The sequence below is a fragment of the Pedobacter sp. R-06 genome, from assembly GCF_049913135.1.
Taxonomy (GTDB): domain Bacteria; phylum Bacteroidota; class Bacteroidia; order Sphingobacteriales; family Sphingobacteriaceae; genus Pedobacter.
The window spans coordinates 6356906-6382203 of the sequence record NZ_CP183977.1; the positions used below are offsets into that span (position 1 = coordinate 6356906).

Annotated in this window: 28 protein-coding genes; 17 read left to right on the plus strand and 11 right to left on the minus strand. The window is 37.1% G+C overall.

What is annotated here, in order from left to right:
• Positions 1-98: 98 nt before the first annotated feature.
• From ACN9MR_RS25990 to ACN9MR_RS26040, 11 genes are all read left to right on the plus strand, one after another.
• Positions 99-476: a PEGA domain-containing protein gene (locus tag ACN9MR_RS25990; RefSeq protein ID WP_426327338.1), complete on the plus strand. Its 378-nt coding sequence runs from the start codon at positions 99-101 to the stop codon at positions 474-476.
• 108 nt (positions 477-584) lie between these two features.
• A complete protein-coding gene (locus tag ACN9MR_RS25995) occupies positions 585-797 on the plus strand; it encodes a hypothetical protein (RefSeq protein ID WP_426327339.1) in 213 nt (70 codons plus the stop codon).
• Complete coding sequence (locus tag ACN9MR_RS26000) at positions 788-1180, plus strand: type II toxin-antitoxin system VapC family toxin (protein WP_426327340.1); 393 nt, start codon at positions 788-790, stop codon at positions 1178-1180. The genes ACN9MR_RS25995 and ACN9MR_RS26000 overlap by 10 nt, the downstream gene beginning before the upstream one ends.
• 139 nt (positions 1181-1319) lie before the next feature.
• Positions 1320-1763 (plus strand): SPOR domain-containing protein, encoded by a 444-nt coding sequence (locus ACN9MR_RS26005; RefSeq protein ID WP_051691684.1) that lies wholly within the window; start codon positions 1320-1322, stop codon positions 1761-1763.
• Positions 1750-2934 carry a M20 metallopeptidase family protein gene (locus ACN9MR_RS26010; protein WP_426327341.1) on the plus strand — a complete coding sequence of 395 codons (1185 nt, stop codon included), beginning with the start codon at positions 1750-1752 and terminating at the stop codon, positions 2932-2934. The genes ACN9MR_RS26005 and ACN9MR_RS26010 overlap by 14 nt, the downstream gene beginning before the upstream one ends.
• Before the next feature lie 99 nt (positions 2935-3033).
• Positions 3034-3975 (plus strand): hypothetical protein, encoded by a 942-nt coding sequence (locus ACN9MR_RS26015; protein ID WP_426327342.1) that lies wholly within the window; start codon positions 3034-3036, stop codon positions 3973-3975.
• Between the two features lie 292 nt (positions 3976-4267).
• Positions 4268-5836: a serine hydrolase gene (locus tag ACN9MR_RS26020; RefSeq protein ID WP_426327343.1), complete on the plus strand. Its 1569-nt coding sequence runs from the start codon at positions 4268-4270 to the stop codon at positions 5834-5836.
• A gap of 17 nt (positions 5837-5853) precedes the next feature.
• A complete protein-coding gene (locus ACN9MR_RS26025) occupies positions 5854-6513 on the plus strand; it encodes an SGNH/GDSL hydrolase family protein (protein ID WP_230142140.1) in 660 nt (219 codons plus the stop codon).
• A gap of 183 nt (positions 6514-6696) precedes the next feature.
• Positions 6697-8676, plus strand: coding sequence for a DNA primase (gene dnaG, locus ACN9MR_RS26030; RefSeq protein ID WP_426327344.1), 1980 nt, complete (start codon positions 6697-6699; stop codon positions 8674-8676).
• A 131-nt stretch (positions 8677-8807) separates the two neighbouring features.
• Positions 8808-9173 (plus strand): YraN family protein, encoded by a 366-nt coding sequence (locus ACN9MR_RS26035; protein ID WP_426327345.1) that lies wholly within the window; start codon positions 8808-8810, stop codon positions 9171-9173.
• On the plus strand, positions 9151-10233 hold the full coding sequence (locus tag ACN9MR_RS26040; RefSeq protein WP_426327346.1) for a glutaminyl-peptide cyclotransferase: 1083 nt from the start codon (positions 9151-9153) through the stop codon (positions 10231-10233). Before ACN9MR_RS26035 ends, ACN9MR_RS26040 begins: the two co-directional genes overlap by 23 nt.
• A 90-nt stretch (positions 10234-10323) precedes the next feature.
• Here the strand turns inward: ACN9MR_RS26040 and ACN9MR_RS26045 are convergent, their stop codons facing one another.
• The 4 genes from ACN9MR_RS26045 to ACN9MR_RS26060 all read right to left on the minus strand — a co-directional run bounded on the left by ACN9MR_RS26045 (position 10324) and on the right by ACN9MR_RS26060 (position 12572).
• Complete coding sequence (locus ACN9MR_RS26045; protein ID WP_426327347.1) at positions 10324-10854, minus strand: DUF4251 domain-containing protein; 531 nt, start codon at positions 10852-10854, stop codon at positions 10324-10326.
• Positions 10855-10950: 96 nt separating this feature from the next.
• Positions 10951-11391 carry a hypothetical protein gene (locus ACN9MR_RS26050; RefSeq protein ID WP_426327348.1) on the minus strand — a complete coding sequence of 147 codons (441 nt, stop codon included), beginning with the start codon at positions 11389-11391 and terminating at the stop codon, positions 10951-10953.
• A 267-nt stretch (positions 11392-11658) separates the two neighbouring features.
• A complete protein-coding gene (locus ACN9MR_RS26055) occupies positions 11659-12003 on the minus strand; it encodes a TfoX/Sxy family protein (protein ID WP_426327349.1) in 345 nt (114 codons plus the stop codon).
• Positions 12004-12005: 2 nt separating this feature from the next.
• Complete coding sequence (locus tag ACN9MR_RS26060; protein ID WP_426327350.1) at positions 12006-12572, minus strand: hypothetical protein; 567 nt, start codon at positions 12570-12572, stop codon at positions 12006-12008.
• 116 nt (positions 12573-12688) lie between these two features.
• Here ACN9MR_RS26060 and ACN9MR_RS26065 point away from each other — a divergent pair, with 116 nt between their 5' ends.
• From ACN9MR_RS26065 to ACN9MR_RS26080, 4 genes are all read left to right on the plus strand, one after another.
• Positions 12689-13297, plus strand: a complete 609-nt coding sequence (locus ACN9MR_RS26065) for a ribonuclease HII (protein ID WP_426327351.1) — start codon at positions 12689-12691, stop codon at positions 13295-13297.
• A gap of 21 nt (positions 13298-13318) precedes the next feature.
• The gene (locus ACN9MR_RS26070; RefSeq protein WP_426327352.1) at positions 13319-14521 is read left to right on the plus strand and encodes a glycosyltransferase family 4 protein; all 1203 of its coding nucleotides are present in this window, start codon (positions 13319-13321) and stop codon (positions 14519-14521) included.
• 199 nt (positions 14522-14720) lie between these two features.
• The gene (gene gcvT / locus ACN9MR_RS26075) at positions 14721-15800 is read left to right on the plus strand and encodes a glycine cleavage system aminomethyltransferase GcvT (protein WP_426327353.1); all 1080 of its coding nucleotides are present in this window, start codon (positions 14721-14723) and stop codon (positions 15798-15800) included.
• Positions 15801-15885: 85 nt separating this feature from the next.
• Complete coding sequence (locus ACN9MR_RS26080) at positions 15886-16605, plus strand: 2-phosphosulfolactate phosphatase (protein ID WP_426327354.1); 720 nt, start codon at positions 15886-15888, stop codon at positions 16603-16605.
• A 136-nt stretch (positions 16606-16741) separates the two neighbouring features.
• Here the strand turns inward: ACN9MR_RS26080 and ACN9MR_RS26085 are convergent, their stop codons facing one another.
• The 4 genes from ACN9MR_RS26085 to gldB all read right to left on the minus strand — a co-directional run bounded on the left by ACN9MR_RS26085 (position 16742) and on the right by gldB (position 20774).
• Complete coding sequence (locus tag ACN9MR_RS26085) at positions 16742-17659, minus strand: hypothetical protein (protein WP_426327355.1); 918 nt, start codon at positions 17657-17659, stop codon at positions 16742-16744.
• Positions 17660-17732: 73 nt separating this feature from the next.
• Entirely contained in the window at positions 17733-18527 is a 795-nt protein-coding gene (locus ACN9MR_RS26090) for a M12 family metallopeptidase (RefSeq protein WP_426327356.1), read from the minus strand.
• Positions 18528-18843: 316 nt separating this feature from the next.
• Complete coding sequence (locus tag ACN9MR_RS26095; RefSeq protein WP_057931344.1) at positions 18844-19614, minus strand: patatin-like phospholipase family protein; 771 nt, start codon at positions 19612-19614, stop codon at positions 18844-18846.
• Positions 19615-19739: 125 nt separating this feature from the next.
• Positions 19740-20774, minus strand: a complete 1035-nt coding sequence (gene gldB, locus ACN9MR_RS26100; protein WP_426327357.1) for a gliding motility lipoprotein GldB — start codon at positions 20772-20774, stop codon at positions 19740-19742.
• 31 nt (positions 20775-20805) lie between these two features.
• Here gldB and ACN9MR_RS26105 point away from each other — a divergent pair, with 31 nt between their 5' ends.
• Both ACN9MR_RS26105 and ACN9MR_RS26110 read left to right on the plus strand, forming a co-directional pair.
• Complete coding sequence (locus tag ACN9MR_RS26105; protein ID WP_426327358.1) at positions 20806-21480, plus strand: porin family protein; 675 nt, start codon at positions 20806-20808, stop codon at positions 21478-21480.
• A 48-nt stretch (positions 21481-21528) separates the two neighbouring features.
• On the plus strand, positions 21529-23169 hold the full coding sequence (locus ACN9MR_RS26110; protein WP_426327359.1) for an NAD+ synthase: 1641 nt from the start codon (positions 21529-21531) through the stop codon (positions 23167-23169).
• 125 nt (positions 23170-23294) lie between these two features.
• Here the strand turns inward: ACN9MR_RS26110 and ACN9MR_RS26115 are convergent, their stop codons facing one another.
• The 3 genes from ACN9MR_RS26115 to lspA form a co-directional block, all read right to left on the minus strand.
• Positions 23295-23711, minus strand: coding sequence for an OsmC family protein (locus ACN9MR_RS26115; protein ID WP_086548955.1), 417 nt, complete (start codon positions 23709-23711; stop codon positions 23295-23297).
• Between the two features lie 189 nt (positions 23712-23900).
• Entirely contained in the window at positions 23901-24647 is a 747-nt protein-coding gene (locus ACN9MR_RS26120) for a M57 family metalloprotease (protein WP_426327360.1), read from the minus strand.
• Positions 24648-24787: 140 nt separating this feature from the next.
• Positions 24788-25294, minus strand: a complete 507-nt coding sequence (gene lspA, locus ACN9MR_RS26125; protein WP_426327361.1) for a signal peptidase II — start codon at positions 25292-25294, stop codon at positions 24788-24790.
• Positions 25295-25298: the final 4 nt, after the last annotated feature.

The window sequence follows — 25298 nt, forward strand, 5'->3', positions numbered from 1 at the left end:
AATGACTAATAAACTTAAAAATGGAGTCCAGAAACCATAAAAAAACGGGGCGGAACTGAAAAGCCATAAGAGTAAGAAAACACACACAACACACACAAATGAAAAGAGTTTTTAACATTGCCGCTGTTTCAGCGACATTGCTGCTATCGAGCTGCGCCACCATTTTTACGGGAACCACCCAAACCGTTCAAATCAATTCAAATCCACCTGCGGCTACTATCGAAGTAGATGGAGCCAAAACAGGTATTACACCAATGGCTGTACCGCTAAAAAAGGGATTTACCGGACAAACCATCAGTTTGAAACTAGACGGTTATGAAACCAAAACATTTCAGCCCCAATCCACATTTAATGCCGTATCTGTGGTAAATTTCTTGTTTATTCCAGGATTTATTGTTGATGCTGCTACAGGAGCGATGATGAAATACGATCCAAAAGTTTACGAATTTACACTTGAAGCTAAGAAAACGAATTAATTAATCGCTATGGTTATTATTCTTAAAGCCGGATTTCGAAAGGAATCTGGCTTTTGTATTGACGTCTTTACGTCTTGACATCAAGATATATTTTTAGTATTTTTGAGTATGAGAACAATAACCTTAGATATTTTAAACGAAAAGGCTCTAAGTCTTTTAAAGGACCTGGAGCTTCTCAAAGTTATTCGCTTGAGAAAGGATTCTGCTACATCGAATGTAACAGATAACGATTTAATCTCAAAATATAAAGGTTCGATGCAAAAACAGCCAATTTCTGATGTTGACGATCAATTAAACAGTATTCGTAACGAGTGGGAGTAGACTATCTTTGGGATACGAATACAGTTATTTATTTCCTTCAGCGGCAATTTACGCCAAGTGCCGAAAAATTTATTGATAGTATTATATCAACCTCTCAGCCTGCCATTTCAGCCATCACAGAAATTGAACTTCTTTGTTGGAAATCAGCTAACGACAATGATTTATTAACACTTAGGAACTTTATTAAAGATTCTTATGTGTATGAACTCGATCAAGATGTAAAAGATCAAACTGCAGAAATACGCAAACATTACAATCTCAAATTGCCGGATGCGATAATTGCAGCAACTGCTATTGTAAATAAACTTACCCTTATTACACGGAACACTAAAGACTTCGATAGGCTTTCTAGATTAAAGGTTTCCAATCCCTACGACCAGTAAGAATTTCTACCCAAATAATAACTATTTGCTTAACCCATAAAGAATGCCGATTTTTGCAACGATTTCGGCATTCTTGTTGTTAAGAAGAAATGAGATGATATTTATTCATCTATTCACTAAATGTCAAGGTCTTTAACACATGAAAACAATATTAACTTTTATCGGCTGTTTGTTCCTTTTTACCACTGCTTTTGCACAAAAAGGAGAAGTTACAGTTATAAAAGATCCCTTAATTGATAGTTTAATTGCCAAACGTTTGGAAGTTTATAAAACTTCTGGAGAGGTAAAACCGGGCAAGCCCATTGTTTCGGCTTACGGCTACCGCGTACAGATTTTCTATGGGTCAGACCGGCGTGAGGTTTTTAACGAACAGGCAAGGTTTAAAGGGCTTTACCCTAAATATAATACCTATCTCGTTTATAAAGAACCAAACTATTATGTTCGGGTTGGCGACTTCCGTACACGGTTAGAAGCGCAACGCCTTATAAATGAACTCAGGCCAAACTTCCCGACACTGTTTATTTTTAGGGAAAAAATTAATGCACCAAGTTTAGATACCACAACAAGTAATGATCAAAAATAAAATACAAGAACTAGCCGCGAACATTTTTAACGATGTAGTGGGCTATCGCCAACATATCCATGCCAATCCTGAATTATCTTTCAAAGAATTCGAAACTTCATTGTTCATCAAGGATAAATTAAAAAAATGGGGAATTGAATATACCGATTGTGCCAATACAGGTGTGGTAGGTTTAATTAAGGGTAACCAGCCATCTGATAAAGTAATTGCCTTACGTGCCGATATGGATGCATTACCTATTTACGAAGCAAACGACAAACCTTACCGTTCTAAAAACCATGGTGTAATGCATGCCTGCGGACATGATGTGCATACTTCTTCACTTTTAGGAACAGCGTATATTTTAAATCAACTGAAAGATGATTTCGGTGGAACCATCAAATTGATCTTCCAACCCGCAGAGGAGTTATTGCCAGGCGGAGCGAGTATCATGATTAAAGAAGGTGTATTGGAGAATCCAAAGCCTAACTACATAGTCGGCCAGCATGTTATGCCAATGATCGATGCAGGTAAGGTGGGATTCCGCTCTGGGATTTACATGGCCTCAACCGATGAGCTGTATGTTACTGTAACTGGAAAAGGCGGTCATGGTGCACAACCTCATCAAAATATCGATCCGGTATTAATCGCTTCGCACATCATCGTTGCCTTACAACAGATTGTTAGCCGCAACGCCGACCCTAGATTGCCATCCGTTTTATCTTTTGGTAAAGTAATTGCCAATGGTGCAACCAACATTATCCCGAATGAAGTAAAAATTGAAGGAACGTTTAGAACCTTAGATGAAAACTGGAGAGATGAAGCACACAAACGCATGAAAAAAATGGCCGAAGGGATGGCCGAAAGCATGGGCGGAAGCTGTGATTTTGATATCCATAGAGGTTATCCATTTTTAATTAACGAAGAAAAGTTAACCGCAAATGCAAGGGCTTTTGCTGAAGATTTTTTGGGCAAAGACAATGTGGTTGATTTAGATATCTGGATGGCTGCCGAAGATTTTTCTTTCTATTCGCAGGTAACAGATGCTTGTTTTTATCGTTTAGGTACTGGTAATGCCGCAAAAGACACACAATATTCAGTACATACCCCGCGATTTGATATTGATGAAGATGCTTTGAAAATATCAACAGGATTAATGGCTTATATTGCTTTAAAACAACTCGGGAATTAATGATAAGATGAAGGATGTAAGATGGATGGAATTGATCATTCTCCTGTTTTACATCTTTCATGATACATTATTCATTTTATCTTTTACATCTACCTTCCCATGAAAAAAGTATTTTTGTTTTTACTGCTAACGTCGCTCTTTTACACAGGTTTTGCTCAGGAAATCAACCGTTTTAATCCTGATACAATTAAAACCATTACGCTCGATTCGGTAGTAAATATCAAAGCCGAAAAGTTGAATGTAGAAACATTTATCAGAAAGGTGATGTACGATACTTCCTTTTATCAATCGTTTAGGGATATGAAACGTTATACTTTCATTGCTGAAAACAGGATTTATAGTTACGATAAAAAGAATAAGGTTGATGGAAAAATCTACCGTAAAATCCGGCATAACAATAGCGGTCCTTATAAAATGGAGTATCTGGTAAAACAGGATACCGGAAAAATTTATAAGAAAAACGGCAAATACCAACTTTATACCGTAGAGATGTTCGATTACATTTTTATGAATGCCTATAACACTGATTTTGTACCCAACGCACCTAAACCTGACGGAAAGGGTGGGACAAATGAAAGTTATAAAGACAAGCTCAAAACACTGATCTTTAATCCTGGCCGTCCGGTAAAAGTTCCTTTTATTGGCAGTAAAACCGAAATATTTTCGGCCAATATGCGACAGTATTACGATTATGGTTTCACCAGTGGTACCTATCTTGATTCTATTCCGGTTTACCGTTTTAAGGTTTCAGTTAAACCCGATTTAAGCAGCTGGACAAAAGACGGTATCATGATTAAAGAATTGGTTACAATCTTCGATAAACGCAATTTTAATATTCTTGGTCGTTATGTAGATATGAAATATAGCAACATGCTATTTGATTTTGATGTGCAGATGAATATAGAAATGGGCTATTTCGGAGAAGATAAATTGCCAACCAAAATTACCTATCAGGGCAACTGGGATTATCCTTTCAAAAAGGAGGAGCGGGCAAGTTTTTTAATTGTACATAAAGATTATAAACTCGAAAAGGGCAAATAGGGATTGATAGAATTTCTAATACGCGTTTTAAGGTGTCTTTAATATCTAGGGAGTCGTCACCCTGACCTGTAGCGCAGTGGAAAGCTACGCAGTAAATTCATTTCAGGGCCTATTTTGCATGAAAGATGCTGACCACGTAGTAGCTACAAAGCAATTGAAAACACTATTCTACTTGTAAAATGAATTCAGCATGACGATCGCGTTGAGATGAGGGGATGAAAATTAATCATTGAGAATAAATATTAATCGAATTCAGGTTATTATCTTTAAACGATTATTTAAACCAATAAATATGCAACTCTTTTCTTCATTGAAATTTAAGATATCATTAGCTTTATCTCTGTTTTTAGCCCTGCATGCGCATGCACAGGTGCTCACTTCAAAACAGATCGATAGTGTTGTAGAAAAAACATTAACAACCTTCAATGTTCCCGGAATTGCAGTTTCTGTAATTAAAGATGGTAAGGTAATCCATTTAAAAGGTTATGGTGTAAGTTCCATCAAAACGAACAAAAAAGTTGATGAGAATACCCTTTTCGGCGTGGCATCAAATACAAAGGCATTCACCGCTGCTGCATTGGGTATGTTAGTTGATGAAAAGAAAATCACTTGGGATACAAAAGTTACTGATGTAATTCCGGAATTTAAAATGTACGATGCTTATGTAACCAGCGAATTTACCATCCGCGATCTGCTTACACACCGCAGTGGTTTGGGTTTAGGGGCTGGCGATTTAATGATCTGGCCAGATTCTTCAACAGTAAATAAAAAGCAACTGATCCATAATTTACGATATTTGAAACCAGTTTCATCATTCCGTACCAAATACGATTACGATAACCTGATGTACATTGTTGCGGGCGATGTGGTAGCAAGGGTTTCGGGAATTACCTATGAAGATTTTATAGAAAGCAGGATCATTAAACCACTGGGCATGACCAAAACAGCAGCTTCGTGGTACCGCTTAAAAGACAAATCGAATGTAATTGATGGCCATGCACCTTACGAAGGTAAACTGCTACCTGTAGGACTAAGTTTTGGAGAGATCGCCAATGCTGCTGGGGGGATTTATTCGAACGTTACCGATATGAGCAAATGGGTAATGGCCATGATTAACGGTGGTAAGTATGGCGAGGCATTGGATAAGAAATTATTCAGCCCTGCTATAGCAAGAGAACTTTGGACGCCGCAAACCATTATTGCAGGCGGTAATCCGGCCGCTTTTAGTAGTTATGGCCTGGGTTGGTTTCTGAGTAATGTGAATGGCAATTTTCAGGCGACACATACCGGGGGGCTTTCAGGAATTGTAACGCAGGTAACCATTCTTCCCGAAATGAAATTGGGTATTATTGTATTAACCAACCAGCAGTCGGGCGCTGCATTTAATGCAATCACGAATTCGATTAAAGATGGTTATTTAGGAATCAAAGGACAGGATCGGATTAAAACCTATAACGATAACAGGCTCAAAAATGAAAAACAGGCCGATGAAATGGTAAGCAAAGTTTGGAGCGATATTGCGGCTCAACAAAAATTGTCTGCCGTAAAGCCAGATGCTAAAAATTATTATGGCACTTTTCACGATGCCTGGTTTGGCGGTGTAACCATTAGTGAGGTGAACGGCAAGATGCATTTTCAGGCTAAGAATGCACCAAAATTGAAAGGCGACATGACTTACTACAAAGGAAATACCTTTATTGTAAAATGGTATGATAGAAGCTTAGATGCCGATGCTTTTGTTAATTTTAATTTAGATAACAATGCTTTGGCCGATAGTTTTAAAATAGAAGCGATTTCGCCGCTAACGGATTTTAGTTTCGATTTCCAGGACCTGGATTTTAAAAAGACGAATACAAAATAACACTAACCAATTATACAATGAAAACATTATTTAAAACGAGTATTTTACTAAGCTTTTGCTTAATTGCATTAACATCAATGACATTTAAACCAAAACGAATTATCTTCTTTGGCGATTCCATTACCCAACAGGGTGTTTCTAAAAATGGTTACGTAACCCTGATCAAAAAATCGCTCGATTCTACTAAATATGATGTAATTGGCGCAGGGATAGGCGGTAACAAGGTGTACGATTTATACCTGCGTTTAGAAGATGATGTGCTGAATAAAAAACCTGATTTAGTGGTGATTTACGTAGGCATTAACGATGTTTGGCATAAACAATCTTCTCATACCGGAACAGATTACGATAAATATTTAAAGTTTTACCAGGCTTTGATTAATAAAATTCAGGGTGTAGGCAGCAAAGTGGTATTGGTTACCCCATCTGTTGTTGGTGAGAAAAAAGATGGTACCAATGAGTTAGATGCCGATTTGAATAAATATGCTGAAGGGATTAGAACATTGGCTGCAAAAAACAATCTACCTGTATGCGATTTAAGGAAAATTTTTGCCGAATACGAGGCGAAAAATAACCCGGAAGATAAAGAAAAAGGCATTTTAACCGTTGATAGGGTACACTTAAATGAAACAGGTAATAAATTGGTCGCCGATCAGTTATTGCCTTTGGTAAAATAGTAGGTTCTAAACCACAGAGCGGGCAAAGTATTCCACAAAGAACACAAAGAATTTTTTCTCTGTGTTCTTTGTGTTTTTTCTCTGTTATCTTTGTAGTTAAATAAGCCGATTCGTCATTGCGAACCGAAGAAAATATATTTTACATTAAAAGAAAGGTAAAAGCCCCTTAAGGGGTTTGGGGTTATGATAAACCGCGAAACGATAGATAAGATAATGGATACCGCCCGTATTGAGGAGGTAGTTGGGGATTTTGTGCACTTAAAAAAACGCGGAACCAGTTTAATTGGTAATTGCCCTTTCCATGGCGAAAAAACCCCTTCCTTTCACGTATCCGTAACTAAAGGCATTTATAAATGTTTTGGTTGCGGTAAAGGAGGTGATTCGGTGCGCTTCATTATGGATCATGAAAAGTATTCATATCCAGAGGCACTTAAATTTTTAGCCAATAAATACAATATAGAAGTTGAGGAAGCCGAGTTAAGCCCTCAGGATGCAGAAGCGCAAAGTGCCAAAGAAAGCCTTTACGTAGTTTCACAATATGCTGCTGCATTTTTTGTAAAACAGCTTTGGGAAACCGACGAAGGCAAAGGAATAGGCCTGAGCTATTTTAAAGAACGCGGCTTTAGAGAAGATATTCTGAAGAAATTCGAGGTGGGTTATTCTCCTGACGTATGGGATGCGATGACACAGAGCGCTATCAACGCAGGCCATAAATTAGAGTTTTTAGAAGCCACCGGATTATCGATCAAAAACGATAACGGCAAAATTTACGATCGCTTTCGCGGTCGGGTAATGTTTCCAATCCACAATTTTACCGGCAGGATTATTGGTTTTGGTGGTAGGACGCTAAAAACGGATAAAAACGTTCCGAAATATGTAAACTCACCTGAAAGTGAGATTTACCACAAGTCGAATGTACTTTACGGTTTGTTTCATGCTAAAAAAGCCATCCGCGATTTAGATAACTGTTATTTAGCCGAAGGATATGCCGATGTGCTTTCGGTGCATCAGGCCGGAATAGAAAACGTAGTGGCCTCATCAGGTACTTCGTTAACGGTAGAACAGATTAAACTGATCGGACGCTTTACTCAAAATATTACCATTTTATTTGATGGTGATGCTGCGGGTATTAAAGCCTCACTACGTGGTCTGGATATGATTTTGGAAGAGGGGCTGAACGTGAAAATTGTTTCCTTTCCCGATGGTCATGATCCCGATTCTTATATGCACCATGTTGGTGCGGGCGCATTTAAAACCTATCTCGAGCAGAATAGGAAAGACTTTATTTTATATAAAGCGAATGTGCTACTTAAAGATGCGGGCAATGATCCGATTAAGAGAGCAGGCATTATCCGCGATATTGTGGAGAGTATTGCCAAAATCCCTGACCCGATCAAAGCATCTGTTTTTATCCGAGAGTGTAGCAGTTTGCTCGAAATTGATGAGCATATCCTATTGAGCGAATTAAACAAAATGCGTTCGACTAAGCTTAAAAAAAGCTTTGATAATAACCAGCGTGCAAATCCATCATCAAGTCCAAAACCATATTCTTCTGGTCCTCCAGAGCCGCTTGGTCCACCCGATAATTTATGGGATGACAGTGCAGGCCCAATGGGTTACGAACAACCCGTAGAAGAGAATGAGCATCAGGAAAAAGAAATTGTGCGCTTATTATTGGCTTTCGGGCACGAATTTGTAAACTGGGATAAAATTGATGACATGTACATCGGTTCATTCATCATGCAGAACCTGAGCGATGTAGAATTCGATGATCCACTTTGTAAAAGAATTATCGATTATTATAAATCAGAAATCGATAATGGCAGATTACCCACATCGAACCACTTTGTTAAACATGAGGATAGAGATATTGCCGATTTAGCCATTACACTTTCAACCTCCGAATACGCTTTAAGCGAAAATTGGTTAAATAAACATCTTATCTATGTTAAAGATGAATCGATGAATTTAAAGGCGACTATTTTGGGAGGCATTTTTCACCTTAAAAAACGTAAAGTCGAGAAAATATTGATGAATCTGTTGAAAGAAATTAAAGAGGAAAAGAACGAGGATAACCAAATGATCTTAATGCAACGTTATGGAGTAATTAAAGGGGTTGAACGAGAGATTTCCAAGTTCCTGGGTTCTGTTATTGTTAAATAAAATGCAAATGATAGAGTCCTGTAAAGATTTCGTCATCTCGACTGCGCTGTACTCCGCTCGAAATGACGGCTTTTCAATCATGACGATCGTTCTAGATAAAGAAACTATAATTCATTCAACAACTATTAGGTATGGCGCTCCACAACGATTTAGGTAAAGAAGGAGAAAGTATTGCCAAACGGTATCTGGAAGATAAGGGATACGAGATTTTAGATGAAAACTGGACATATGGTAAGGCCGAGGTAGATTTAATTGTTTATAAAAACGGCATTATGATTTTTGTCGAAGTTAAATCCCGGAGCTCGGTTGCTTTTGGCGAGCCGGAAGAATTTGTACACAAAGCTAAGCAAATACAGATGGAACTGGCCGCTAATGCTTATATTGAATTAATGAACCATCAAAATGATATCCGTTTTGATATTATTGCAATTACATTTACAAAAAATATAAATTATAATTTAAACCATATTGAAGATGCGTTTTGGCCTGAAGATTAACCCCATCAAAAGTTTCATATTTATCGGAATCGCGCTTGCATTCGTAAGTTCGTGTAAAAACAGTTCTACCACAACTTACCGTAGCTTTCTTTCACCAATGACTGGTCTTAATGTACCGTCAGGAAATGAATTTGAGGTTAAAGTGCAGTTTGGCGCTGAGCAAAAAGTAGATTCTGTAGTTTACTTAATCGATACCATTAAAGTCGTTTCAAAAGCTGATACTTCAGCCATTAAACTTAAAACTGAAGGTTTAAAATTGGGTAATCATCTGGTAACAGCCAAAATATTTGGTGCCGGAAAATCTGAAGATTTAACCTCCAATATTAATGTTTTAGCAGCTCAGGCGCCAACGGAATATACCTATAAGGTGCTTAAAACCTTGCCTCACGATACCTCTTCTTATGTAGAGGGCTTAGAATATCATGATGGTTTTTTTTACGAAAGTGCTGGCGATTATGGTCATTCCAGTTTACGTAAAGTAGAACCTTCTACAGGAAAAATCCTTCAGAAAGCAGATTTAGATAAACAATATTTTGGAGAAGGTATAACCGTAATAGGAAACAAAATTATTCAGTTAACCTACCGAGAAAAAGTTGGCTTTGTATATGATAAAGCTACCTTTAAAAAACTATCTGAATTTTCGTACACTACTGGCAGAGAAGGCTGGGGCTTGGCTTTTGATGGTGAGAAAGTATTGAATACGGATGGTTCGAACACCATCTTTTTCTTAAATAAAGATACCTATCAAAAAATTGGTTCGATTGATGTTTTTGATAATAAAGGAGCCATCCAAAACCTGAATGAACTTGAAATTATCGACGGTAAAATTTATGCAAACGTATATACTACGAATGAAATCCTGATTATCAATCCACAAACAGGTGCCGTTGAAAGCAAGATTGATTTATCCGGACTACTGCCTGCTGATTATTTTAAAACCGAAGATGAAAAGGCTAACAATGTGCTAAATGGCATTGCTTATGATAAAGCAACTAAAAGACTTTTTGTTGCCGGTAAAAAATGGCCGCATATTTTTCAGATCGAGTTGGTTAAAAAGTAGTTTAATTTATCGATATGTCACATTGAGCTTGTCGAAATGCCTTAATATTAATTTAGATAGGTCCTTCGACAGGCTCAGGATGACAAACTTCTAATCCTGTTTCTTCGGCTCATCTAAGTAACCGTTAAAAATGATGGGTTGTTTATTTACACTGCTAGCCGTTAATGAGGCATAGCCATTGGTCGAGATATTAATGGTAAACCGATAATTTTCTCTTTTTACATCCTTTGTATTAATCTGGATGGTATAGGATCCTTTTTTATTCTTCGATTCTGTGTAGGTAAAATCTTTTGAGGTAAATTTAATGCCACCTTGAGTAGGATCCATCGGAGCAGAAAACGATCTTCCATAATAAGGTAGGTAAGCAACAATACTGTCTTTAGTAACCCTAACATCATATTGCGAACCTGTAAGGTTTATAGAAGAACCCCCTAATGCGCCAGGCATCATGCTGAACACTTTATTAATATCATTATTGGACATTGGCAGGGCGGTGTTGGCAACAAAAGTATAGTTCTTATCCGCTACAATTTTTACTGTAGTTTCTTTATTGGTTTGGGCAGACAATTGAACCCCAATCAAAAGAGAGGCAAGGCTCAAAATTAAATTTAAACGTTTCATAATGTGTGTTTTAAATGTATAACAATTTAAAGATGCACAGACTTGAAAGATTCCATAATAGTGCCAAAAATGGAACGTAGCGTAAATTTAACGATTTTAGTTTTTAGATAGGGGATTTACCTTTTCCGAATAACTCGATTTGTATAAAGGATTGCTTTTCTCAGTTGCCGAAGCCCCTAGTGCAGTAAATTTGTATGTGCCCTCAGGAAGGTTGTTGAGTTCTATTTCGCCATTTTCGTTCGTAATTAAAGTAATTAGATTGCCACCTGGATTTTTGCCACCTTTAACGATTATACCGCCAATTGGTGAACCTGCAACCCTCGATTTTGAATTGGTTGAAGGCACAGAAATGATAAATTTATAGTTTCCGGCATTTGCGTTGTTAAATTCTATTTCACCATTTTCATTGGTTACCAGGCTAATTGAATTGTCTCCTGGATTTTTACCACCTTTAACCACAATGCCACCGATGGGTTGTCCGGCAATAAAACTTACCTCTCCCGTGGTCACGTCTAGTTTACCTTTGATGGATTTCATGATGCATGGGAAATGTGATTCTGGATAATTTAGCTTACAATAATCACAATAATGCCCCTCGGGAGCCTGAGTTCGTAACTGTTGCGTGTTTGTTTCTTTGGTTTCTGTTGATGTTGCAGTTCTTTTAACTTGAGCCAGAACAGTAAATGAAATTGATAGCAGAAATACCGCTATGGCAGCTCCTTTTTTCATAAAATTTGATTAGAACAACAAAATTAATCAAAAAATATGGCTCTTGCTAGTTTTTAAGGGCTTGTGGCTGGTTATTTAATTTTTCTTTTTGGATGCTTTCGCAAAAGGATTGAAAGCTAAAGCAAGGTTAACCCAGAAATCCAGTTCATCATTCCGGCCCAAAACATCTTCTGATACCGAAATGTAGCCCTTCATTGGTCTACCGCCCATAACCATTTGCTGCCAGCCATCTTTATCGGATAAATTTTCTAAAGTATTGGGGTCGAGCCTCACCATCATGCTGTTCTTAGAAACACCAATACACATTTTGCCGTTCACCATAAAAATAAGCCCACTGAACATTTCTTTTTCCTCTACATCTTGTATATGCATTAAACGTTCGGCAACGCGAAGGGCTAAGGTTTCGTTATAAGCTCTCATAATTAATCCGTATGGTCTATTGAAACAAATTTGATTCCTTTTGATACGAAGAAATTTTTGAGCATACTAAATTTTTCAGTGCAGTTTTCTCCCACTTTTATTTTTTCTGAGCTAAATTTCATACGTAGGCAATCGAAGCAGATTTCGATATAAGCGATTACTTTTCTCTGATTGTTAAAAAATAAGATGGCATTGTAAGGGTCATAGCAGGACATTCTATCTTCAATCACTCCATACTTTTTAGATCTATAACCATAATTAAAAAGTAAATCTGTCAGTTTATTAATGTCTGCTTTGGATAATTTGATTTCCTCCTTTACCATTCCGGTATCTAAAATTCCTTTTTTAACTGGCAGATGGCTTGAAAATTCGGATACTGTATCTTGAAAAGATATTAAAGAAATGAATACTGTCTGGTTAAAAGGGTAAAGCAGTTGCCTTTGGGAAGGACTATATTTGTCTCTATGTACACATTTAGAATTGTACTCCATTAATTTTGATTCCTCCTCTATTGAAAGATTTTTTAGAGGACCAAACTGCGCAATCACCGAATGACTGATAAATAACATCCATATTATGTTAAGAAATCTGAGCATATAGTAAGATAGGGTAATGCGGGTTTAATTAAAACAATTTAATCTTTTAACATTCCTTTCGCAAATAATAAATTAATTAAATTTGCAATATGTTGTTAAACTGCTATCAGGAAGAATTATTAGAGGCTGGGTGTGATGAAGCTGGAAGAGGTTGCCTCGCTGGTCCTGTTTTTGCCGCGGCAGTAATATTGCCAAAAGGTTTCATACTGGAAGGTTTAAACGATTCTAAGCAATTATCGCATGAGCAAAGGGCCTCTTTGAGACCCATAATAGAACAGGAAGCCCTAGCCTGGGCAGTAGCTTCTTGTGATCACGAAGAGATAGACAGGATCAACATTCTAAATGCTTCGTTTTTGGCCATGCACAGGGCAATCGAAAAATTGCAAACCCAACCACAATACCTGGTGATTGATGGCAACCGATTCAAAACCTATCCGCAGATTCCACACAGTTGTATTGTTAAGGGCGATGGTAAGTATTTAAATATCGCTGCGGCTTCTATATTGGCCAAAACCCACCGTGATGAATATATGACTAACTTACACGTCGATTATCCACATTATAATTGGCAGCAGAATAAAGGTTATCCAACAATTGCACACCGTAAGGCTGTGATCGAAATCGGATTGTCGCCTTTTCACCGCAAAACTTTTAATGTGAGCGATCCTCAGTTAGAACTGTTTTCAAAAAACGCTTAAAATTTCGTATTTTACAACATTGTGAAAATTCTGTTGATTACTAAGCGGGTTCCCTTTCCGCCAAATAGTGGTTATCCCATTGTGGTTTATAACACCATAAAAGGTTTGCTGCAACTTGGCGCAGATATTACTTTGTTTAGCCTCAACCCCACAAAAGGACGGATCGATATTGAAGATATCTATGATCCTATTTTTGAACAGATTAAATACCATACCTACGATTTAGATACCGATGTAAATGTATGGTCGGCATTTTTTAATATTTTTACGAACGAATCTTATAACGTTTCACGTTATTATAGCGAAGATGCTGCCCAGCAGTTAGAAAACCTTTTACGCGAAAACGTGTTTGATATCATCCAATTCGAAGGTCTCTTTGTTGTTCCTTATCTAGATGTGGTTAAGGCAAACAGTAATGCCAAGCTCATCTATAGGGCACACAATATCGAATTTACCCTTTGGGAACGTCTTTCTCATTCAGAAAAGTTTCTCATCCGGCGTAAGTATTTAGCTTTTTTAGCCCAGCGGCTCAAAGCATATGAAACCGATCAGATTAACCGTTTCCACCATATTTTTGCCATTAGTGAACCCGATCGACAAAGTATATTAATGTTCGGCTGCGAAATTCCGATGTCGGTTTTTCCCGTTGCCATCGATTTAGAAAAATATAAAGTAGATAAAAGTAAAACCAGTTTTCCTACGCTGTTTCATTTAGGTGCAATGGATTGGCGACCGAATCAGGAAGGATTAGAATGGTTTTTGGATGATATCTGGCCTGATATCGAAAAGCTGAATAAAGACCTTCGTTTTTATATTGCAGGGAAAAACATGCAAAAACACTTCTTCGAATACGATTCAGAAAACCTGATCGTAGAGGGAGAAGTGTTCGATGCGGTAGAGTTTATGAACTCAAAGGCGATTATGATTGTTCCTTTAATCTCTGGCACCGGAATGCGGGTAAAGATTATTGAGGGTATGGCCATGAAAAAATGCATTATTGCCACCACTACTGCCGCAGAGGGAATTAATTGCAGGCACGGACATGATATTTTAATTGCCGATTCTGCAGATGAATTTTACCGGTCGATTTTACAATGTATCATCAATCCTAAACGTTGGGTAGAAATAGGAGAGAACGCCCGTAAGACAGTTGAAAACGACCACGGCGTGCATTTGATCTCCAGCAAAATGCTGAAGATTTACGAAGAATTGGTGAGTGCGTAAGTATCTCCAATAGATGCTAAAACAAGTTCAGTATTAAGGATGAATAGAAAAATCATCTAAAAACTCCTTAAAATTAACCTCAAAATTTTATCTTTTTCTTAGTACTTTTGCACCCCAAGAAGAATAGCGAATAAAACCGCCATAATTCACAGCATATCAGCTATACTGGCTTCATTATCATAAAAAATAAAATTTACGGATGAAAAATACCGCATTAACAGAAAAACACATCGCTTTAGGCGCTAAGATGGTTCCATTTGCAGGTTACAATATGCCTGTTACTTACGAAGGTATCAATGCTGAACATGCAACTGTTCGTAATGGCGTAGGTGTTTTTGATGTAAGCCACATGGGCGAATTTATTCTTAAAGGTGAAAACGCATTGGATCTTATTCAACGTGTAACCAGTAACGATGCTGCTAAATTATACAATGGAAAAGTTCAGTACTCTTGTTTGCCAAACCAAGACGGTGGTATTGTTGATGATCTTTTGGTTTACAAAATAGATGATAAAACCTATATGTTGGTAGTTAATGCATCAAACATTGAAAAAGATTGGAACTGGATTCAACAATTCAATTCGAAAGATGTTGAAATGCACAATATTTCTGATCAAACCTCTCTTTTAGCCATTCAAGGGCCAAAAGCTGCAGATGCTTTACAATCATTAACTGATGTTGATTTAGCATCAATGGAGTATTATACTTTCGTTAAAGGTACCTTTGCTGGTATTGATAATGTAGTTATTTCTGCAACAGGTTATACCGGCGCTGGTGGTTTCGAAATTTATTTCGAAAACCAATATGCCGATCAAATTTGGGATGCTATTTTTAAAGCTGGTGCGCCGTACAACATTCAGCCTATTGGCTTAGGTGCCCGCGATACTTTACGTTTAGAAATGGGTTTCTGCTTATATGGGAATGATATCGATGATACGACCTCGCCTATTGAGGCGGGTTTAGGCTGGATTACTAAGTTTTCTAAATCTTTTACCAATTCGGAGGCATTATTGGCACAAAAAGAAGCTGGTATCCAAAGGAAATTGGTCGGTTTCGAAATGATCGACCGTGGTATTCCGCGTCATGATTATGAAATTGCTGATGCCGAAGGAAATATTATCGGTAAAGTAACTTCTGGTACCCAGGCACCTTCTTTGCAAAAAGCGATTGGTATGGGTTACATCGCAAAAGATTTCACTAAAGAAGGAACTGAAGTTTTTATTTTAATCCGCAATACGCCAATTAAAGCTAAAGTGGTTAAGTTTCCTTTTTATAAATAAGATTTGAGACGTTAGATATGAGATTTGAGACGGTTTGATCCGCTGAAATCTCATATCTCATATCTCATACCTCATATCTCGTCAAATGTCAAAAAAAATAGAAGTTTGTTTAACTCCGGCCTTGATCGACTTATACGATATCGAACAGAGTATTGTGGTGGTTATCGACATTTTAAGAGCCACGTCATCTATTACCTACGGGATAGATAATGGTGCTGAAGCGATTATTCCTGTAGCTCAGGTAGAAGATTGTTTAAACTATCGCGATAGCGGATTTTTATTGGCAGCAGAACGAAATGGAGAGGTAGTTGCAGGCTATGATTTCGGCAACTCGCCATTCTCTTATACCCACGAAAAAGTAAACGGAAAAACGGTCGTTTTAACAACTACCAATGGAACCAAGGCCTTACATTTGGCACAGAAAAGAGCCTATCAGGTTGTAATTGGGTCTTTCCTGAACTTAGATGCACTTTGTGGTTATTTGAAAAGTCAGGATAAAAATGTGCTTTTGCTTTGCGCTGGTTGGAAAGATCAGTTCAATTTAGAAGATACCCTTTTTGCTGGTGCTGTGGTAAATAATCTCCGTCAAAATTTCGAACATTTTGATGATTCCAGCGTGGCTGCAGAAGATTTGTATGCCTTAGCTAAGGCAGATCTGAGGAAATACCTTCACAAATCATCACACAGTCATCGTTTGGCTCAGTTGAATATAGAAGAAGATGTTGTTTTCTGTTTGCAGTTAAATCTTTGCAAAACAATTCCCGTATTGGAAGGGGAGCGCTTGGTGGCTTTAAAAAACTTATAATATAGTCCTCGTTTATAACGAAGATTAGTGAGAACTATATTTCTAATGTGTTGCAATAATCTCTTATTGACGATAAAATCGTCATTTTCCTCCATCCTCGTTACAAACGAGGACGATGTGCCGTAGCCTTAAAAAATTAAAAGCTAAAATTTAATCCCAGCAATACTGCATTTTTTCTAAAGCTGGCGCCATTAAATTGAGTTTCCTCTGTTGGTCTACTATTAAAATAAGCTTTATCTACACCAGAGTAAGTGTTGATGTTATTGATCTTATAGTCAACTTCTACCCCTAAACTTTTGTTCAATGGTACAGCCAGATTGATATCGCCACTTAACGAAAAGGAATTTGCCTTGTGTGTAAAGCTTACGGGTTTAGCAAAATCAGGAATTAAATTCCAGTTGGCTTTTGCCGAATAAGTATAAAAACCGCTTAAGACGGTAGCGCCTATACTGAATTTCTGCATTTTAAGAACAAGTTCTGCTCCAAAATCGAATCCTTTATATCTTGCTACATACGTAGAGTTTAAGCCTTTACTGTCAGGGTTATTTGCACTTTCTAACAAATAAAATTTTTGCTGATTATATGAAAGTCCAACAATTGGATTGATGTTAAAATCACCAAATTTTAGCAGTTGGTAACTGAGCTGTAAATTGGCATTGTATAAATAACCTTTATTTGCGTTGAGCAGATCGAAATAAAAAGCACTTTGCCGATTATCTTCTGCATAATCGGTATCTTCTGCCTCGCCCTTGGTTATGCTGTTGTATTCGTTAGTGGCTTTAATACTAAGTCGCTCGGTAATATTGTATTTAATGTCTAGCCCAAAACTACGCCCTTTTAGATTTTTCCAGATTAGTTCTGATAATACATTCGGACTGGTTCCGGCTGCATTACCTGCAATAGACCAATCAAATCTCGATTGCTGAATACCAACGTAAGGCTTTACTTCCCATTTATGGAGATTATCTTGTGCAGATGCAGTTTGGCAAAATAAAACGAGCGTTAAGCAGGCTAAAAATGGTTTGATAAAGGAAATCCGCAGAGCGATCAGCATATCTATTTTTATTTTATAACAGCAAAATATACATAGTGGTTATTTAAAACCACTATGTATAATAATTTATTTTCTAAAATGGATATACTGAAGCGATAAATGATTTATCAGTAGGTGATAATACGGTATTCCATCCCACCTCGAAATCACCAATGGTTAATTCATTTGGAACCGAATAATGCATGATCGAATATTTATCATAGGCACTATAATTGGTTTGTGTGGTGCTGTATTTTGCAAATAAGTTATTGTCTACATCTGCCTGGCTCCAGTAATTTGGGGCAGCAGCATAATAGGCATAAACAGCAGGTTTATCCCATGGAATAGCCACTAATGGGTGTTGGTGCTCATGGATTAATCCTAATGCATGACCGAATTCGTGGATGACCACTCGGCTATATTCAGAATCTGCTGTACTTGCAGTTAACCAACCGTAATTCATAGTCGCACCAGTGCTGGGAGTTGATTTTCCAATGTACGACCAAGATCCATCTCCACTTACAAAACTCACCCTGATTTTGGCTGTATTATCGTTTGTAACAAAGTTGAATTTGATGTTGGCATATTGTTCCCACGCTTTCGCATATTGGATTACTTTGGCTCTGATGGCGGAGGTACTTCCGTTTAAACTTACTTTAATCGTAGTTCCGGGAGTCCATTTTGTTGACTTTAGCACAGCGCCTCTTGGGGTAGTTCCATCTAATGATCTTTCTGTACAGATCTGGATATTACCAAGCGGATTAACAGCTGATATTTCTGGTTTTTCTAAATCTGCCGTTTCAGTTGGTCTTTCTTTTTTACAAGCGTATAATACTGTAGTTAGCGCCAGGGTAGTTAATAGGGTTTTATTTAATTTTAAGAATTTCATGTTTAGGTTTTTTTAGGTAAAAATTAATGATCTGTGTTTGACTTGGCAAATCAAGTTAGAAGATCGTAAAAACAGGGATTCTTCTTCTTTGAAAAAGAATAATCAGGTTGAAAAACATAGATAGACATTTAGGTTTAATTCCTCTGCATTTGCAAAGTATAATCCTAAAGTAAAGTAATATTATATCAACACCAAGAGAATTGTAATATTTTTATTGCATAAGTGTATTTTTTACACTCGTTTATTTGATTAATATAAACTATTATGATGTAGTTTAAATATTACAAATAAAGAAATAGATTAACGGAGTTAGGTATTATTTTGTAATTAACTCAGAAATTGTTGGACTGTTTTTAATCGTAATCAAGGCTTCTTCGTGAGCCAGCCAATAAATATCTTCAGCACGTTTCATATCGAATGTACTAATGGCCCCTAAACCTTTTGGTTCGATTAATACGTTACAGAATTTTGCTTTTCTTTCCATATCGTGGTTAATAGACATGATGCCTGCACGCCCCATTAAATTGGTAATACCGGTAATTTTATCAACTGGTTTAAGGTGGTTACAAGACGAGCCTATAATGAAATCGCAATCATCCATTAAAGGTTCAACGGGGAAATTATTTAAAATGCCGCCATCCACATACATCTGGCCATCAATCATAATGGGTTTAAAAATACCAGGTATGCAGCTAGAGGCATGAATAGCCCTAATAAGTGGTCCTTTTGTGAAATAAACCAATCGGCCTTCGCTAAAATTTACAGCAGCAATGGTTAAGGGTATTTTTAGCTTCTCAATTGAATCTTCCGGAAAATATTCCTTTAAAATCAGAGAAGTGTTTTCGATATTGATTAAACCTAAAGAACCCACCGCCGGACGAACGAAGCGCCAGAGTTTCGTTTTAAGGAAAATATTCAAACCTTCTTCCGGATCTATGCCAGCGGCAAAAAAGGCCCCGGCTATCGCTCCTGCACTTGTTCCACTAATGTGACTAAAGGTAATGCCCAAATTACTGAAGGCCTTTAAAACACCTAAATGTGCTATTCCCCTAATGCCTCCGCCTGATAATACAATGCCAACTTTCATAGGTTTAATTTGGGATGATTACTTTATAAAGTTCAACTGATCGATTTTATTGCTTAATTGTTGTATTGTTAAATTGTTTTTGCTTGCGAACTTAAACTGATAACTAGAAACCGCAAACTAATAAACTATCTCTGTTGTTTCGGTTTGTACTTCGATTGATTTAAAATTTTCTGTGCATCGTTATCTGCCATTAATTGCTGTAAAGTAACATCAGGGTGTTCTTTCATATATTTTCTTACAATTTGCCAACCCATCCATACGCCCAATTTTGGTGCCGAATCTCTATTTTCACCTAAACCTGGCGTAAAAGGTCCTTCAGATAAAAACACCTGGATTTTTTGATAATCGGTTTCATACAGGTAATTGTTCTCCAAAAAATATGCCCAGATATCACCTTCGAAATTTTGTGCCCAATCTATTTGTTGTTTGGTATATCCAATTTTGGTAGAATCGCTTAAGTTTTCAGGTAAAACCTGATCTAAGAAATATAAAACCTTCCCCTGGAAGATCATTTTAGACAAAAGGGTTCTATTGTCATCAGGCTCTGGAAAAAGTTCTTCGTGGGCGTATGTTTCGGCTACACGCGGCACAATATATTCAGGCGTAAACCTCCTCGAAAGGTATAAGGGTACACTTTGCACAATAGCCTTATAAAATTTGCTGTCTTTACCCAAAAACATATCCAAACCAATCCCCAAATAGTTATCGCCCACTGGCATTTGGTAAGCAAAACCTGAAGCAAAAGAAATAAATTTAGGAATCTTCGCTTTCGGATAATAATATTTAATGTATTTAAAAGTCTCGCTTAATCCTTCTTCCTGCACTTTTAAGTTTGGAAAAACACTGTCTACTTCTTTGCTTAAATCGGTATAAGCCTGGTCGCGGTACAAATTGGCCAACGATTCGGTGTTTGAGTATTTGCTGTCCAGAATCCGGTGGATAAAATCGTCGTAAAACACACCATATTTCGAACCAAGTTGTTTATCTACCTCAATAACATTTTTGTTTTTTCCGGCAAATAGCTCGTTATCAAATCTTTCAATTTTAATGTTTACTTGTATATTACTTACATCGGGCCTGTTGCTTTGCCTGCAGGAAATAAATGTGACGGCAAAAAGAAAAATTAGATAAATTTGCCAGTGTTTTACGTTATACATCATGTACAACAAATATATATAAACACCCTATAGCATGAAAAAAATATCGACCATTTTAATTTTGTCTCTTTTAAGTATTGGCGCATGGGCGCAAAATTCTCCTTTAACCAATTACGGTTTTAGGTTAGGTTTAACAGCTACCCCAACTTTTGGTTGGATTAAACCCGAGCAGGGAAAAACAGATGGAATAGCTTTGGGCTTTTCTTATGGATTAATTGGTGATTTTAATTTTGCCCCGAATTATAGTTTTTCTACTGCGCTGACCATCACTTCGATAAATGGTAAAAGTACAGAGGCGAATGTTCTGCCTTATTATAGCGCTAGTAGTAGCACTGTACCGAAAGCTTACGATTTAAAATATAAACTACAATATGTAGACTTGCCTTTAACCATTAAACTAAAAACCGTAAAGGCGGATGGAAAACGTTGGTATGGTCAGTTTGGATTGTCTAATTCAATCAACATCAGTGCTAAGCAAGATGCTGTAACAGGTGGAGCGGTTGTTGGTGATAATTTAAATGTATCTGATAACATTAAACTTTACCGCGCCGGATTAATTATCGGTGGCGGTGGCGAATTTGATATTTCGGGCAATACCAGCATCGTAGCAGGTTTAACTTTTAATAACGGTTTCACTAATATTGTAACAGATAAAGCCAGAGATGTTAGAAATCATTATTTGGCGCTTAATTTCGGTGTATTCTTCTAATCTGGATATTTGTCTTGATACTTGATACTCACTACTTGATACATTAATATGAAAATAGCACTAGCACAACTCAATTACCATATCGGAAACTTTGAGGTCAACACTAAAAAAATAACCGAGAATATTCAATTGGCGAAAGATAAAGGTGCAGATTTGGTTGTTTTTGCCGAACTGGCTATTTGTGGCTATCCACCAAGAGATTTTTTGGAATTTGATGAGTTTATTGTATTGTGCGAATCTGCAGCTCAGGAGATTGCCAAGCATTGTACAGATATTGCCTGCATTGTGGGCCTACCTATTAAAAACGAAGTATTACAGGGAAAGGATCTGTTTAATGCAGCTTATTTTATCGAAGATGGGAAAGTTAAAGCTGTCGTTAAAAAAGCACTGTTGCCTACCTACGATGTGTTTGATGAATACCGCTATTTCGAACCTGCCACACAATTTAACTGTATCGATTTTAAGGGTAAAAAAATTGCCCTCACCATTTGCGAAGACCTATGGAATATCAATGATAATCCACTATATGTTTCTAATCCAATGGATGAGCTGATTAAAGAGCAACCTGATGTAATGATTAATATTGCAGCATCTCCTTTCTCTTATACCCATGATGACGAACGCATTAAAGTATTGGCCGATAATGCAAAGAAGTATAAGTTGCCTGTATTTTATGTAAATCAGATTGGTGCACAAACCGAAATTATTTTTGATGGTGGTTCGTTGGTTTTCGATGCTGATGGAGCTATGAAAGCAGAGATGAAATATTTTGAAGAGGATCTTCAGGTTTTTGATCTGGAAGAAGTTGAAAATGTGCGTAATAAATATCCCCAATCGGAAAGATTAACCGATATTGAGCAGATTCACGACGCATTGATTTTAGGCATAAAAGATTATTTCAGGAAATCTGGTTTCAGTAAAGCCGTTTTAGGCTTATCAGGCGGGATCGACTCCGCTGTGGTTTGTGCCTTGGCTTGTCGTGCATTAGGAGCAGAGAATGTAATGGCCGTTTTAATGCCTTCTAAATTCTCTTCCGACCATTCCGTTCAGGATGCTTTAGATTTGGCTAACAATATTGGTTGTATGCATGAAATTGTACCAATTAAAGAAGTTGCAGAAGCTTTCGATCATATACTGGCACCAGCTTTTAAGGGCCTGCTTTTTAACCTTGCAGAGGAAAATATCCAGGCCCGTATTCGTGGAATTATTAATATGGCCATGAGTAACAAGTTTGGTTATATTTTATTAAATACCTCGAACAAAAGCGAGTCTGCTGTTGGTTATGGTACTTTATACGGCGATATGTGTGGTGCAATTGGGGTAATTGGCGATGTATATAAAATGCAGGTTTTCGAGCTGGCAAGATACATTAATAAAGAAAAGGAAATTATCCCGATCAATACCATTGTTAAACCGCCATCGGCAGAGTTAAGGCCTGATCAAAAAGATTCTGATTCATTGCCTGAGTATGAAATACTCGATAAAATATTATATCAGCACATCGAAAAGAAACAGGGCTCGAAAGCCATTATTGCTCAAGGTTTTGATGAGGCACTAGTGCTGCGGATTCTGAAAATGGTTAATGTTGCCGAATTTAAACGTTATCAAACACCACCTATTTTAAGGGTATCGCCAAAAGCATTCGGTATGGGCAGAAGAATGCCGATAGTTGGAAAATATATGGCCTAGGTTGTTTCTAGGCTTGTAATGTTGGAAGGTTCGAAAGTTGTTTTGATTGTTTAGTCGCTAGTTAACTTGTTTAACAGCAGCTATAAACCTCACAGGTTTTTAAAACCCGTGAGGTTTAAAACTTATTACGCTAAAGTTGCATCAACAGTAATCGTTGTGTTTAATAATTTAGAGATTGGGCAGTTTTTTTCTGCATCGGCTACTAACTCATCAAACTTCTCCTGTGTTAAGTTAGGCACGGAAGCGGTTAAAGTTAAATGTGATTCTACAATTTCACCTTTTGATGGATCTAGGTTGATTTCACATTTGGTTTCCAATTTATCTGCTGTAAATCCTGCTTCAGTTAAGTTCGCAGATAATTTCATGGTAAAACAGCCTGCATGCGCAGCAGCAATTAATTCCTCCGGATTTGTGCCAACACCCTCTGCAAAGCGAGAATTAAAAGAATATTGAGTATTATTTAAAGTGGTACTTTGTGTAGTGATGTTACCATTACCTTCTTTAATAGAACCTTGCCATACGGCTGTTGCATTTCTTTTCATGATTGGATTTTATTTTTAGATTGTTTAACATCTAAAGATAAAAATATGTTTGTTTAAAGCTGGCAATTCTTTGTTAAGAAATCCTTGTATTAAAATCATTTCTAAATATTATTTCAAAAAAAGAAGCTGCTTCAAAGAAACAGCTTCCATTGCATTACGATCTTTTTAGGGTATTTATCTGATTTTTAATTATAGAGGGTACAATACTGCGGTTGCCTGTTTATCCTTCGCTGATAAAACAGTAGCGCCACTTCCACATTGCCCACCGTTCATTAATGATAAGGCGTCGGTTCCTCCAACCCCTGGAACATTAATGGTTGTAGATTGGTTAGTGTGTTTAAATGAGATGGTATGTCCAAATTCATGTGTGATGGTTCTTGTGCGTTGTGCAAAAGAATTGTTTTGAATCAGATTCTGGTTAATCCAAACCGTATTGCCAGCTTTACCGTTAGAAGTTGATAAATAAGCCTGCCCACAGGTAGAACTTCCAATTGTATTATCTACCTTAATTAGGATGTCATAAATAGTACCTGTTGTAATCACAAATTTGATTTTGGAGTTTGGTACTGTATTCCATTGGTTGATTGCAGAATTGATTTCACTGATCATCCCGTTTATAGAAGGGTCGATTTTAACGCGGATATTACTGCTATTGGTTACAATATTTCCATTGTAATACTGTTCTGTTATCGGCTTGCCATTATCGGCAGGAACTTCCATGGTTTTGCTAAATACGATATCGCCGTCTACAACGTAATTATCGCCACTTTCTACAATCTGTGCGTCTGTAAATCCAAGATTTTTGATGTAAGCAAGAACTTTTTGGTTTTGAATATCATTTTTCTGATCTGCAGGTATCTCATTTTTCTTCGAGCACGAGATTACCATTACTGAGAGCAATGCAATCAGCATAGTTTTTGTTAATAGGTGTTTCATAGTTTAGGTTTTTGGTTTAGATCGTAATATGCTGCAATTGAGTATTATATCAATAAATATAATATAAAAAATACAAATCTGTATTTTAAATACATATTTTTTTGTATTCTTAATTAGTATTACGAATCTTGCCTGCTATCCTAATCTACCTCGTGTTTTAGTCTATTACTTCTAATTGATTGGAAAAGCAATATACCCACACCGATCATGATCGAAATATCGGCGAAATTGAAAACACCCGTTTGGAAGATATAAAAATCCATATGCATAAAATCGGTAACCGATCCGTGTACAATCCGATCATATAGGTTGCCAATCCCGCCGCCTATCAGAAAACACAAAGCAATTTGCATACTTATTGGTAAATTGCGTTTGGCAAAGAGGAAATATAATCCATAGCCTAAAAATAGTAATGGCAAGCCTGTTAGAATAATGAGTCTAAAAATATAGGGCATATTATCGCCTAGACTTAAAAATGCACCGCTGTTTTCTACTTTGGTTAGGGTAAAGCGGTCTTTTATAATGCTGATATGTTCGTAATCGCTAATCTCGGTACGCACAATTTTTTTAGAAATCTGATCGCAGCCAAAATTTAAAGTTAATAACAAGAGCAATACCGACCAGCGAAGGTTTTTTATTTTTTGCATAATT

Excerpts from the sequence above, each read along its gene's own strand:
- ACN9MR_RS25990 (WP_426327338.1), top strand. The coding sequence starts at position 99 with ATGAAAAGAGTTTTTAACATTGCCGCTGTTTCAGCGACATTGCTGCTA.
- ACN9MR_RS25995 (WP_426327339.1), top strand. The coding sequence starts at position 585 with ATGAGAACAATAACCTTAGATATTTTAAACGAAAAGGCTCTAAGTCTT.
- ACN9MR_RS26005 (WP_051691684.1), top strand. The coding sequence starts at position 1,320 with ATGAAAACAATATTAACTTTTATCGGCTGTTTGTTCCTTTTTACCACT.
- ACN9MR_RS26010 (WP_426327341.1), top strand. The coding sequence starts at position 1,750 with ATGATCAAAAATAAAATACAAGAACTAGCCGCGAACATTTTTAACGAT.
- ACN9MR_RS26015 (WP_426327342.1), top strand. The coding sequence starts at position 3,034 with ATGAAAAAAGTATTTTTGTTTTTACTGCTAACGTCGCTCTTTTACACA.
- ACN9MR_RS26020 (WP_426327343.1), top strand. The coding sequence starts at position 4,268 with ATGCAACTCTTTTCTTCATTGAAATTTAAGATATCATTAGCTTTATCT.
- ACN9MR_RS26025 (WP_230142140.1), top strand. The coding sequence starts at position 5,854 with ATGAAAACATTATTTAAAACGAGTATTTTACTAAGCTTTTGCTTAATT.
- dnaG (WP_426327344.1), top strand. The coding sequence starts at position 6,697 with ATGATAAACCGCGAAACGATAGATAAGATAATGGATACCGCCCGTATT.
- ACN9MR_RS26035 (WP_426327345.1), top strand. The coding sequence starts at position 8,808 with ATGGCGCTCCACAACGATTTAGGTAAAGAAGGAGAAAGTATTGCCAAA.
- ACN9MR_RS26040 (WP_426327346.1), top strand. The coding sequence starts at position 9,151 with ATGCGTTTTGGCCTGAAGATTAACCCCATCAAAAGTTTCATATTTATC.
- ACN9MR_RS26045 (WP_426327347.1), bottom strand. The coding sequence starts at position 10,854 with ATGAAACGTTTAAATTTAATTTTGAGCCTTGCCTCTCTTTTGATTGGG.
- ACN9MR_RS26050 (WP_426327348.1), bottom strand. The coding sequence starts at position 11,391 with ATGAAATCCATCAAAGGTAAACTAGACGTGACCACGGGAGAGGTAAGT.
- ACN9MR_RS26055 (WP_426327349.1), bottom strand. The coding sequence starts at position 12,003 with ATGAGAGCTTATAACGAAACCTTAGCCCTTCGCGTTGCCGAACGTTTA.
- ACN9MR_RS26060 (WP_426327350.1), bottom strand. The coding sequence starts at position 12,572 with ATGTTATTTATCAGTCATTCGGTGATTGCGCAGTTTGGTCCTCTAAAA.
- ACN9MR_RS26065 (WP_426327351.1), top strand. The coding sequence starts at position 12,689 with ATGTTGTTAAACTGCTATCAGGAAGAATTATTAGAGGCTGGGTGTGAT.
- gcvT (WP_426327353.1), top strand. The coding sequence starts at position 14,721 with ATGAAAAATACCGCATTAACAGAAAAACACATCGCTTTAGGCGCTAAG.
- ACN9MR_RS26080 (WP_426327354.1), top strand. The coding sequence starts at position 15,886 with ATGTCAAAAAAAATAGAAGTTTGTTTAACTCCGGCCTTGATCGACTTA.
- ACN9MR_RS26085 (WP_426327355.1), bottom strand. The coding sequence starts at position 17,659 with ATGCTGATCGCTCTGCGGATTTCCTTTATCAAACCATTTTTAGCCTGC.
- ACN9MR_RS26090 (WP_426327356.1), bottom strand. The coding sequence starts at position 18,527 with ATGAAATTCTTAAAATTAAATAAAACCCTATTAACTACCCTGGCGCTA.
- ACN9MR_RS26095 (WP_057931344.1), bottom strand. The coding sequence starts at position 19,614 with ATGAAAGTTGGCATTGTATTATCAGGCGGAGGCATTAGGGGAATAGCA.
- gldB (WP_426327357.1), bottom strand. The coding sequence starts at position 20,774 with ATGATGTATAACGTAAAACACTGGCAAATTTATCTAATTTTTCTTTTT.
- ACN9MR_RS26105 (WP_426327358.1), top strand. The coding sequence starts at position 20,806 with ATGAAAAAAATATCGACCATTTTAATTTTGTCTCTTTTAAGTATTGGC.
- ACN9MR_RS26110 (WP_426327359.1), top strand. The coding sequence starts at position 21,529 with ATGAAAATAGCACTAGCACAACTCAATTACCATATCGGAAACTTTGAG.
- ACN9MR_RS26115 (WP_086548955.1), bottom strand. The coding sequence starts at position 23,711 with ATGAAAAGAAATGCAACAGCCGTATGGCAAGGTTCTATTAAAGAAGGT.
- ACN9MR_RS26120 (WP_426327360.1), bottom strand. The coding sequence starts at position 24,647 with ATGAAACACCTATTAACAAAAACTATGCTGATTGCATTGCTCTCAGTA.
- lspA (WP_426327361.1), bottom strand. The coding sequence starts at position 25,294 with ATGCAAAAAATAAAAAACCTTCGCTGGTCGGTATTGCTCTTGTTATTA.